This is a genomic window from Geomonas sp. (assembly GCF_035254065.1).
Taxonomy (GTDB): Bacteria; Desulfobacterota; Desulfuromonadia; order Geobacterales; family Geobacteraceae; genus Geomonas.
The window spans coordinates 1-10533 of the sequence record NZ_DATFBA010000038.1; the positions used below are offsets into that span (position 1 = coordinate 1).

The 10533-nt window shown below is 61.7% G+C and carries 14 protein-coding genes; 2 read left to right on the forward strand and 12 right to left on the reverse strand.

The features are described 5' to 3' along the window. From VJ604_RS02035 to VJ604_RS02045, 3 genes are all read right to left on the reverse strand, one after another. Positions 1–354, reverse strand: a 354-nt coding sequence (locus VJ604_RS02035; protein WP_324079718.1) for a hypothetical protein, incomplete at its 3' end; no start/stop codon positions are given. 26 nt (positions 355–380) lie between these two features. Continuing rightward, positions 381–776, reverse strand: coding sequence for a hypothetical protein (locus tag VJ604_RS02040; RefSeq protein WP_324079719.1), 396 nt, complete (start codon positions 774–776; stop codon positions 381–383). 14 nt (positions 777–790) lie between these two features. Further along, positions 791–1009 (reverse strand): outer membrane protein assembly factor BamD, encoded by a 219-nt coding sequence (locus VJ604_RS02045; RefSeq protein WP_324079720.1) that lies wholly within the window; start codon positions 1007–1009, stop codon positions 791–793. 276 nt (positions 1010–1285) lie between these two features. Here VJ604_RS02045 and VJ604_RS02050 point away from each other — a divergent pair, with 276 nt between their 5' ends. Continuing rightward, on the forward strand, positions 1286–2695 hold the full coding sequence (locus VJ604_RS02050) for an MATE family efflux transporter (protein WP_324079721.1): 1410 nt from the start codon (positions 1286–1288) through the stop codon (positions 2693–2695). 39 nt (positions 2696–2734) lie between these two features. Here VJ604_RS02050 and VJ604_RS02055 read toward each other — a convergent pair whose 3' ends face one another. From VJ604_RS02055 to VJ604_RS02065, 3 genes are all read right to left on the reverse strand, one after another. Further along, entirely contained in the window at positions 2735–3250 is a 516-nt protein-coding gene (locus VJ604_RS02055; protein WP_324079722.1) for a hypothetical protein, read from the reverse strand. A gap of 250 nt (positions 3251–3500) precedes the next feature. Continuing rightward, positions 3501–4262: a DUF72 domain-containing protein gene (locus VJ604_RS02060; protein WP_324079723.1), complete on the reverse strand. Its 762-nt coding sequence runs from the start codon at positions 4260–4262 to the stop codon at positions 3501–3503. Between the two features lie 35 nt (positions 4263–4297). Continuing rightward, positions 4298–4939: a phosphatase PAP2 family protein gene (locus VJ604_RS02065; RefSeq protein WP_324079724.1), complete on the reverse strand. Its 642-nt coding sequence runs from the start codon at positions 4937–4939 to the stop codon at positions 4298–4300. A 110-nt stretch (positions 4940–5049) separates the two neighbouring features. Between VJ604_RS02065 and VJ604_RS02070 the strand changes: the two genes are divergently transcribed. Continuing rightward, positions 5050–5904 carry a PHP domain-containing protein gene (locus VJ604_RS02070; RefSeq protein WP_324079725.1) on the forward strand — a complete coding sequence of 285 codons (855 nt, stop codon included), beginning with the start codon at positions 5050–5052 and terminating at the stop codon, positions 5902–5904. A 180-nt stretch (positions 5905–6084) separates the two neighbouring features. Here VJ604_RS02070 and VJ604_RS02075 read toward each other — a convergent pair whose 3' ends face one another. The 6 genes from VJ604_RS02075 to VJ604_RS02100 all read right to left on the reverse strand — a co-directional run. Continuing rightward, complete coding sequence (locus VJ604_RS02075; RefSeq protein ID WP_324079726.1) at positions 6085–6906, reverse strand: cytidylate kinase family protein; 822 nt, start codon at positions 6904–6906, stop codon at positions 6085–6087. A 144-nt stretch (positions 6907–7050) separates the two neighbouring features. Then, positions 7051–7587: a rubrerythrin gene (rbr, locus tag VJ604_RS02080; protein ID WP_324079727.1), complete on the reverse strand. Its 537-nt coding sequence runs from the start codon at positions 7585–7587 to the stop codon at positions 7051–7053. Between the two features lie 51 nt (positions 7588–7638). After that, positions 7639–8259 (reverse strand): MgtC/SapB family protein, encoded by a 621-nt coding sequence (locus tag VJ604_RS02085; RefSeq protein WP_414652380.1) that lies wholly within the window; start codon positions 8257–8259, stop codon positions 7639–7641. Between the two features lie 65 nt (positions 8260–8324). Further along, positions 8325–9341, reverse strand: coding sequence for a GTP-binding protein (locus VJ604_RS02090; RefSeq protein WP_324079729.1), 1017 nt, complete (start codon positions 9339–9341; stop codon positions 8325–8327). 15 nt (positions 9342–9356) lie between these two features. Next, the gene (locus VJ604_RS02095; protein WP_324079730.1) at positions 9357–10283 is read right to left on the reverse strand and encodes a hypothetical protein; all 927 of its coding nucleotides are present in this window, start codon (positions 10281–10283) and stop codon (positions 9357–9359) included. Between the two features lie 9 nt (positions 10284–10292). Then, a partial coding sequence (locus tag VJ604_RS02100; protein WP_324079731.1) for an SPOR domain-containing protein occupies positions 10293–10533 on the reverse strand: 241 nt, incomplete at its 5' end.

The window sequence follows — 10533 nt, forward strand, 5'->3', positions numbered from 1 at the left end:
GCCCGGCAGGTGGCTGCCGACCACTCCGGAGACCAGCACGGCCAGCAGTGGAGCGGTTATCGGCGCGCGGCTGGAGTGGGCGAGCCAGACCAGTGACAGGTGAAACAGGGCCAGGATGCCGCGTCCCTGGTAGATCCAGTGCCTGCTGCCGACCATCCCGCATCCGATCAGCAGGACTCCGGTGCCGACGGTCAGCCAATGCCACAGGCGCAGGTTCGTGAACGCTACCTGCCAGTAGAGCCCGCCGAACAGGATCCCTCCCACAGCGACGTGCCCCACCCGGAAGATGAGGTCGATGAACTTCGACCACGGCGACCGCTTCTTCTTTTTCTTCTTTTCCTCGTTACCTTCCATTACCTGACCTGATTACCAAATCTGCTTCACCATACGTTATAGGACCTGACGAACGTCATGAAGAAGGCGAAGGTGTAGCCATAGGTGAAACTGTCCATGAAGAGGAGCGGCTTCTCCTGGCGCTCCCTGAGCTTGCGAAGCCCGGCCATGGTGAGACCGCTCGCGAGCGGCACGAAGAACAGGCTGTAGCCCTGCAGATGCTGTGCGTGGAACAATTGGTACGGGAAAACCAGCAGGCTTAGGTATCCAGCCAGAGTTCCCAGCATGATACAGCCGATGAAAGCCAGAACCGGGTGGCGTTGCTCGCTCTTGCGGAAAGGCTCGGCCAGGGAGCGCAGTCCCAACTCCAATAAGAACTGCACGAGGAGGTTGGCGAAAATCTCCCACAGAAAGGAAAGTATCAGCTCGAAGATGGCGTCCAATTGAGCTCGCCAGTCTATTTCGCGCTGAGAGCCGACACCCGCTCCTTGGCCTGTTTTGCCAGGGGGCTGTTCGGGTACTTGGAGACGATCTCCTGGTAGAGTTTCAGGGCATGTTCCTTGTTGTGCTGCTTTTCCTCGAACTGTGCCGTGTCGAAGAGCTCCTTGCTCTTGTCGCCGCTACAGCCTCCCATCAGACTCAATGCCAGCAGACCGGCCATTGCCAAACGTTTCATCAGACACTCCTTTGCTTGGACTCATCCTGGTGACGCGGCACCATATCACGGCTTATGAGCAGCTATCAATGTAAATGTAGTTCCTTATTCGCTGCAGCTGATATTGTGCGGTCCATTGACCATGGCAGGCGCTAAAGAGTATCCAACCAGACGTTATTCCATGTAGAATAGCATCTGAGAAAAAGCTGACTGATTCTATTGCAGAAAAGGTTTTCTTCTTTATCCTGTCAGGCGAATATCGCTCGGCGACTCATACAAGGTGGTTAGGTTCCTCGAATGTCTTCTGATCTTGTTTCAGCCCCGGTAACGCCCCTCCTGCGCCGCCTCGCCATCCCGGTCGGCATCGGCTATTTCTTCAACACCATGTTCAACGTGGTGGATACCTGGTACGCCAGCCGGATCTCCACCCAGGCCATGGCTGCGGTCTCCCTGTCCTTCCCGCTGTTTTTCATCATCATCGCCATCGGCAGCGGCATCTCCACCGGTGCCACGGCACTCATCGGGCACGCCTTGGGGGCGGGCGAACGGGAAAAGGCAGTCCTGTACTCCGCCCAGGCCATCTCCTTCGCCGTGTTGCATGGAGTGCTGCTGACTGCCGTCGGCCTGGCCTCTGCTCCCATCATTTTCCACTCGATGGGCGCAACTGGGGCATATTTCGCCCTCGCCATCTCCTACATGGGCGCTCTCTTCTGGGGGGCCGTCTTCTTCGTGGTGAACCAGTCGCAGAACTCCATCCTCAACGCCACCGGAGACACCAAGTCATATCGCAACTTCCTGGTGACCGCCTTTTTGCTGAACCTCCTGTACGATCCCTGGTTCATTTACGGAGGGTTCGGCCTGCCGCCTCTCGGGTTGTCCGGCATCGCCTGGGGCACCGTTACCATCCAGGCCTCGGGATGCATCTACCTCCAGGCAAAGGTCCGCCGCAGCGGTCTGGTCGGTGGGCTCGGCTGGCGCGAGTTTCTGCCCCGGCGCGAGGTATTCACCTCCCTGGCCCGCCAGGGTTTTCCTGCCAGCCTCTCCATGATGACCGTCGCCTTGGGGGTCTTCGTGATTACCTGGTACGTGGGACGCTTCGGACAGGTGGAGGTGGCCGCCTACGGTGTCGCGACACGCATCGAGCAGATCGTCCTGCTGCCGGTCATGGGGCTGAACGTGGCCACCCTTGCCCTGGTCGCCCAGAACAGCGGGGCGCTCCGCTACGACCGCGTGAAGGAAACCGTCCGCTCCGCTTTGAAGGACGGTTTGACGCTGATGGCCTTCGGCACCCTGCTGCTCTACCCGCTGGCGCCGGGCATGATGTCCCTCTTCACCTCGGACCAGCGGGTGACCCACATCGGCGTGCAGTATCTGCGCATCGCCGCCTTCGTGCTCCCCGCCTACGTCATCCTCTACATCAACACCTTCGCCCTGCAGGGGCTGAGACGGCCGCGTTTTGCGGTGGTGATCGGCATCTTCCGCCAGGTGGTGGCTCCGGTGCCGGCCTTCTGGCTGTTGACGGTGGGGTTTGGCCTGGGGGTAGAAGGGGTCTGGTGGGGGATCTTCCTGATCACCTGGCTGGCGGCCCTGATTTCGCTCCTGTTCATTCGCCACACCATGCGGGAGATATTGGCGGGGTGGGATCGGGCTGAGGTGGAAGTTGCCCCTCCCGTTTTGGAGGGAGGGGACTCGCAGGAGAGAGGTTAAGCTACCGGCAAGGCGGAGGAAGGTACCCCGACTGGCGGATCAGAAGGGGGCGGTTTGGATCTTCTCGCAGACGGCCTTCACGGCGTTCATGAAGGGGACGTCGTCGCCCCAGTGGCGCTCCCCGGTGGCGGAGACCTCGATCTGCTTGTCGGGGTCGCTCGCGTTGGTGGAGGCGAAGTGCAGGATGGTCACCGTGGCCGTCCCCTCGCGCTGGCCGAAGATGGCGGACTGGGTGGTGTAGGATTTCAGCTTGGAGAGCACCACCGGGACGTTGCAGACCCGGTACTGGTCCAGGTCCTTGGCCGCGATCACCAGGGAGCCGTCGTATCTGTTGGCAACCGTGGAGCCGATCATGTGGCTGGCTGTTTCCAGGTCCGAGCTGTCGATGGTGGAGATGACGTTGGAGCGCAACAACTCCGGCCGCACCACGATGGTCTTCGGGCACCTGGACGGTTTCTCTCCCGGTCCCAGGTAGTCGGTTACGTCGGCAAGAGCGGGAAGGGCGGTTGCACAGACCAGCGCCAGAGCCCCTATCAGTGACCACGGTTTCCGCATAAAACCTCCCTTATCATGTGTGGTTGTTAATCGTCTGCAATGGTACCATCTCCACCTTCCTTTACAATTGGAATGACGGTTGTTTTGCGCCTTCCCGTCCGCTTGACCTGAAGTGGCGCCTTCGTATGTACTGATGTCATTAGGGAGGGGAGCAAGGAGGCGGCATGGTAGGGTAGGGGCGGGATAGAGGGGATGAGGAAATGGGTGAGGGCTCCGTCGCTGGAGCCCGTCTCATTGCCTGCAACGGATCTTATCGTGACGGCAGATGCGGGGAGATGTGGTGGACGTTCTGCAGGATGCTCGCCAACTCCACGGCATTTTGAGGGGCTGCCCCGCCGGCATCGTTGTTGAAGTAGATGAAGACGTCGAGCCCCCTCTCCAGGTACTTCTTTATCCTCGCTGCGTCCTTTTCCAGCTCAGCGGTGCTGTAGTAGCCGTTGTAGCTACCCTGCTGGCCATGCCTGCGGATATATACGAAGTCGGCGGTGACCGGCGTCTCGTCGAGGTAGGGGGGCCAGTCGGCCATGCACAGCGAGACGTTCTTATCCTTGCAGATCTTCACCACGTCGTCGGTGAGCCAGCTGTCGTTTCTGAACTCTAAGGTGGTGCGGAAGAGGTACTTTCCCAGGTTGTCGAGGAACTCCTGCAGTCTCTGCAGGTTGCACTTGAACTGGGGCGGGAACTGCCAGAGCACCACGCCGAGCTTTTCCTTCAGCTCCTGGGCCGGGGTGAAGAAACGCTCCAGGGCGTTCCCGAGATCGGAGAGCCGCTTTACGTGGGTGATGTACCGGCTCCCCTTGACCGCGAAGGAGAAGTCCTCTTCGCTCTCCTCGTACCAGTGCTTGAATGTCTCGATGGTGGGGGTCCGGTAGAAGGTGACGTTCAGTTCCACGGTGGAAAAGACCGAGCGGTAGTGGTGGAACCAATCCTTCTGCGCCATCCCCTCGGGATAGAAGTTGCCACGCCAATGCCCGTAACTGAAGCCGCTGCAGCCGATCGATACCCTTGCCATAGCTCACCTCTCTGAACCCTTGGTCAGCCCCTAGTTTACCACGATCTCTCCCAGCGCAGCCCGATCCAGTCCGGACCGATCACCGGCGCCAGGTGGGTGGCGTTTTCCGGTGTCACGAACAGTTTGCCTATCCCGTAGGCGAGGGCGGCAGCCGCTATCACATCGCGTGCGTGATGGTCATTGTTGTCAACCCTCACCCAAGCCACGTAACCGGTCAGCAGCCAGGCCGGTACCCCGTACTGCCAGCCGTAGCGCTCCTCCAGGAAGGAGGCACCGGCGCCGGCAAAGGCCACATGGCCAGAGGGGAAGCCGTAACCGTTACCGTTCGGACGTCTCCCCAAGCCGGTATAGTTGAAGGCCAGCCGCAGCGTCGAGTTGAGCAGCTGGTTGGCCAAAAGGTTGCGTACGAACTGCTTCTCCCCCTCCTTGTCGTTCTTCAGGTACGCCGTGGCGAAGGCCCCCACCGGAATGGCGGCCATCACGATATGCCCGGAAATGGCATCGGCTGCCTGGGCTTTTGGAGGGGCCTGGGCAAGGGAAAAGACGATGGCGAGCGACGCTACGTAGCGGTACAGCCGTGTCATGGGCACCTCGGTGTGGGGGATGGCAGACAACAGATAGCAGTATACCGCGTCTTCTTCCCTGACCAAGCTGGCGGTCTTCACCTTTCGCTGCATGCAGACGTTGCACAAATGGGGAAAACGCCTATAATGAGCGCTTTGACTACTACAACCGCTGGCCGAGAGCAGCCGCGCTTCGCCGCCGCACCTGCAGCACTGGAGAACACATGAAAAACCTGGTCGACCTCCACATGCACTCTACCTTTTCCGACGGTGTCCGCTCTCCTGCCGAGCTGGTCGCCATGGCCTGCGACCTGGGGCTGAAGGCGATCGCCCTGGCTGATCACGATACCGTGGACGGCATCGACGAGGCCGTCACCGCCGGGGCACAATGCGGCCTCGAGGTGCTTCCCGCCCTGGAGTTCTCTGTCGCCTTCGGTTCCTATCGCGACGTGCACCTGCTCGGCTACCTGCTCGATTACCACGACGAAGGGCTGCAGGAGACGCTGAAGGAGTTCCGGGACCGGCGCGAGAGGCGAGGGGAGGCTATCGTGGACAAGATCAACGAGAAGCTGGTCTTCGAAGGGCGCTCCCCCATCTCCAGCGCGGAGGCGGCTGCCCTGGCGGGAGGCGCGCTGGGACGCCCGCATATCGCCCAGGTGCTGATGTCCAAGGGGTACGCCCACGACATGCAGGATGCCTTCAGCCATTACCTGATCCCCTGTGACGTTCCCAAACGCTACTTCCCGATGGAAGAAGCGCTCGCCGCCATCAGAAGGCTGGGTGGGGTGGCAGTGCTGGCGCATCCCACCACCATCAGCACCGACCGGGACACGCTGACCGGCATCATCGACACCCTGTGCGGCATGGGACTCGACGGGATCGAGGTCTACAACAACGTCTGCAACGAGATCGAGAGCGCATTTCTGAAGGCGTTTGCAGAGAAGAAGGGGCTCGTGTGGACCGGCGGCTCGGACTACCACGGCATCGAGGAGGGGATCAGCATGGGGAGCGGGCGCGGCAGCATGGCCGTCCCCTACTCCTGCGTGGAAAACCTGAAGAGGGTGAAGGCGAGCAGGTGAGGGGGGATACACCCCATACCCACCCTGTCCCTCCCCTTGAAGGGGAGGGGACGCAATAGGGACTGGTCGCAAGACCGGTTAGGCGGCGAAAATGGAAAGGGCCCTTCATTCGAGGGCCCTTTTTTGTTGCTGATGTTGATGCTCCCTCCCTTCAAGGGAGTGGTGGGGTGAGGATGGGGTTCAGTCCTTGGAGGGCTTGAAGTTCAGCACGTCCAGTTCGCTCTCCACGTCGGTGACCCCTTCCACCGCCATAGCGATGTCGATCGCCTGCTGGACTTCCTCCTCGGACTTCACGTGCCCGGAGAGGGTGACCACGCCATCCTCGGCGCAGATGTCGAACCTGAGCGCCCGCGCCAAGGGGGACTTCAGCAGTTCGGCCTCGACCCGCTTGGCCAGGATCAGGTCTTCCAGCATCGCCATGGATTCCTCTTCACCCTCCTTGAGCCGCGGGTCCTTGACCGCCGCCACCAGGGTGTCCACCATGCAGCTCTGGCTGATCTTGGAGGTGTTGAAGATCAGGTCATAGCACATCGGATCGTTCCAATCACGGTTGAAGTAGAAGTGGATGAAGCCACCCAGTTGGTGATCGCTTCTCCTGATCAGCTCTCTGGCCAGATCGGGATCGATCCACTCGCGCTCCGCGAATTTCTCCACCCGGTCCTCGAAGGGGGCGATGAAGCGCACCTTCAGCACGTTGCTGAGCCCCTCGACCAGGTCCTGGGCACCCCTGCCGTACAGCAGGACGTTCCCCTTCTTCGCGCAGTCCAAAAGGATCAGCTCCACGGTGGCCAGGTAGGCGGCCTGCAGACGGTCCTCGGCGGTACGGTAGGAGGGGGGCTTCTCATCGACCCGCTCCAGTATCTCCGGAGTCAGGCCGTAGCTGGGGGCCAGTTCCTCTATTTTCACCCGGTCGATCAGGGTATACTTGAGCTTTTTTGCCAATTCCTTGGCAACGGCGTAGGCGCCTGTGCCCATCTCTCGGGAAAAGGTGATGATTGCCATGCATTCGCCTCCTGTTGCTAATTAAAACCAAGGCATCATAGCATGTAAGCCTGGCTGTATACAAGGGTTTTGAGCAGTTAGCATGCCGGAAAAGGCCCCCTCAACGCAGAGGGGGCCCTCAAAAAGGCGGTGTGTGGATGGGTGTCAGTAGTTTTCGGCCATCCTCTCGAAGTAGCCTTTGGGATGATGGCAGACGGGGCAGCCGGCGGGGGCCTCAGTCCCTTCGTGGAGATGCCCGCAGTTGCGGCACTTCCAGGTGACGGGCTCTTCTTCCTTGAAGACGGTCCCTTCCTCGATAGAGGCGAGCAGCGCCTTGTAGCGCTCCTGGTGGGCGAGTTCGATCTTGGCGATCCCTTCGAACATGATGGCGAGCGCGGTGAAACCTTCCTCCCTGGCCTCCTTGGCCATGCGGGGGTACATCTCCAGCCACTCGGCGTACTCGCCGGCGGCGGCAGCCTTCAGGTTGGTGATGGTGTCGCCGATGCCCCCCAGCGCCTTCAGGTGCAGTTTGGCGTGCTCTTTTTCGTTCTCCGCGGTCTCCAGGAAGAGGGCGGCGATCTGCTCATACCCCTCCTTCTTGGCCACCGAGGCCCAGTAGGTGTACTTGTTGCGCGCCTGCGATTCGCCCGCGAACGCCTCCAGCAGGTTCTTCTCCGTCTTGGTACCCTTCAGTTCCGGCATCTCGGTTCTCCTTTCTCTCTGCTCCAGTTGATGACTGCCGATGCTGCGTGGTTACTGCACCTTGACCCGCCTGACCCCTTGCAGGCTGCCGAGGGTTGCCATAAGCTCGGCGGCTCCGGCCTTGCGGGTCCGTTTTACCTGAAATTCCACCAGCATCCGCCGGTGAACAAGATCGCTGTCGTAGCCGGCCTCGGTGATCTCCATCCCCAGTGCGGCGATCGCCTGTCGGATGCTGGCGGCGAATCCCTCGCCCTCCTCCCCCCAGACCTGGACGTTGAGGTAGAAATCCCGGGCGAGCCGCTTTTCCGCCTGCTTCAAGAGGAGGAGGCTTCCCAGGGCGATGGCGGTCACCGCTACGGCCAGGTTGAAGAGCCCGACGCCGCAGGCGACGCCCAGCGCCGCGGCGACCCACAGGCAGGCCGCGGTGGTCAGGCCGCGGATGGAGGCACGCTCCCTGATGATGGCGCCGGCCCCCAGAAAGCCGATGCCGGTGACCACCTGGGCGGCGACCCGGCCGGGGTCGACCCCGACCGGTGTGGTGCCGGTGAAATTCCCGAAGAGGTAATAGAACTCGACCGAGGTGATGACGAAGAGGCAGGCCCCGAGGGAGACCAGCAGGTGGGTCCTGAACCCCGCCGGCCTGCCGTGGATCTCCCTCTCCAAGCCGATCATCCCCCCCAGCAGAGAGGCGAGCAATAGCCGTGTGAAAAGCGTCAGTGAGAGTGCAGGGCCCAACGTTACTCCTCTTCCAGCGAGACGGCGATGCTGAGGGTCACGGATTTACTGCGGGAACCGCTGCGGATGGTGAGTGGCATGCGGAAGCGGCCAGGGCCGTCCGGCTGCGGATCCCCCGCCACCTCCAGTGACAGTTCTTCCTGGCTGGACTGGCCGGTGGCAGCCATGGCCGGGGCGGTGGGAACGGCACCTCCCTCGCTCAAGCCCGCTTCGGCGGCAGGGGGGAACTCGATGCGACCCTCAGCTTCGCTGGGTGCTTCTTCGAACGACACCTCTTGCTGCTGCGCGCTCGGTGCAGCCTGCGGCGCAGGTTGGGTTGCCAGGGGAGGGGCGGGCGCCTGCTCCGGCGACCGTCGTTCAGGCGTCGCGGCCGCAGGCAGGGCGGCGGGCTCGACCATGCCCAGCAAGGTGTCCGGGGTCGCGAGTCCTTGCACCCCTTTGCTGCGCAGGCCGTTCAGCACCATCTTTACCAGGGCGAGCAGGGTCTGCAGCACCCCTTCGCCGCTTTGGCTGCTCGCCTGGTAGCCGGGAAGGCGCAGCGGGTTGAGGAGGGCCTCCATGTCCGCCGGTGCCTGGCAATCCGGCAGGTCGCACTTGTTGTACTGGAAGACAGCCGGGATGGAGGCGAGGCTCTGGCCGTACCCTTTCAGGTACTCGATCAGCTTTTCCAGGCTTTCGCGGTTGCTGTCCTGCCGCTGCGGGTCGGAGTCGGCCACGAAGACGATGCCGTCCGCCCCTTTGAGGACCATCTTCCAGGCCGCCTGATCCACCTTGTTGCCGGAGACCGTGTAGACGTGGAAGCGGACCTTGAAGCCCTCGACGTTGCCGTCCCCGGGCGGGGTGAAGTCGAAGAACATCATGCGGGCGTCCTGGACGTTCATCGCCTTGAGCGCGCCTCGGAAGTCCGGCTTGAGCTTGTTGTAGATGAGCTTCAGGTTGGTGGCCTTGCCGGCCTGGCCGGGCCCGAAGAACACTATCTTGGCGTTGATTTCACGTTTAGCCTGATTGATCAGAGCCATCGAGAGCCCCCTTGATTATCTGCCTTCTTTTTTACTCAACAGGAGACGGCGCGCCTGGGTGGCGATCACCGTGGAGACGTTCTTGCTTTTGGCGAGATGGGCGAGGTCCTTCTCGGAAAGATACTGCATGAACCGCAGTGCGTTGGGGAGCGGTGTCTTGTGGTTCTCCACCAGAGCCTTGCGGATCTGCGGGTTCTTCACCCACTCCTTGTTGGCGCAGATGACGCGCATGATCTCGTCGTTTTGCACCTGTGACTTGGCGATGGCGAGCACCTCGTTCTCGGTCATGCGCGGGTTCTTGATGGCCGCGCCGGAAACGAGCTTGTTGGTGTCCTTGATCAGGAGGGTGCGCCACTCCTTGTCACCGGTCATCGCCATCTTGATCTTGTCCGCCACCCCCATGTTCTGGGCCATCTGGTACTTGGACTGGAACTCGGCACTTTCTTCGTCCACCGGTTGGTCGTCCTCCGGGGCCGCGGCTGTGTCGGACCTGTCGGACTGGTCTGACTGGGGCTGTGCGGGCTTTGCGACTTGCGCCGGCTGTGGTGCCTGTGGTGTCGGGGCGGGTGCCGCAGACAGGCTCTGCTCGGCCAGGAAGCGGGCGGACTTCTCGCTCAACATCGGGTGGGTCACGAAAAGCTGGACCAGCTCTCCCTTCCTGAAATGGAGCTGCACCAGGGCGTCCAGGATGTTCGGGTGCAGCTCCCGGTTGCCCAGCAACTGGGTCAGAAAGGAAACCGGCAGGCTGCGCAGGGTGGTCAGCGCGGCCTGCTTGACCTCGGCATCGGGGTCGTGGCACAGGTAGTAAACCAGCAGCACGAAGTCGGTGGGCGGCAGCTTGACCTGGCCGGTAGCGGCCTTCAGCCTCTCCTGCCGCGGCTTGTCCGCGCCAATGTAGGGGGCTGCCGCCGCCGAAATCTTAAAGGTTACCTTCTGCGTCACGTAGTTCCTTTACCTTGCCGCCTTGACTGCCTTAGCCGTCACCCCGTTCTTCTTGAGAGCATTCGCCGCTCTCTCTGCCTTTACCTTGTCGGGGAAGCTCCCCCCCCGCAGGTTCATCACGGTGACCGGCGCGGAGGCGGTCTTCATCACCAGCTTCACCCCTTTGGCGTACAGGCGGTCCTGCTCGGCTGCGGCCTTTGCTTCCCGCATGTAGGAGCCGCCGTACACGGCGTACCTGCCGTTTTCCTTC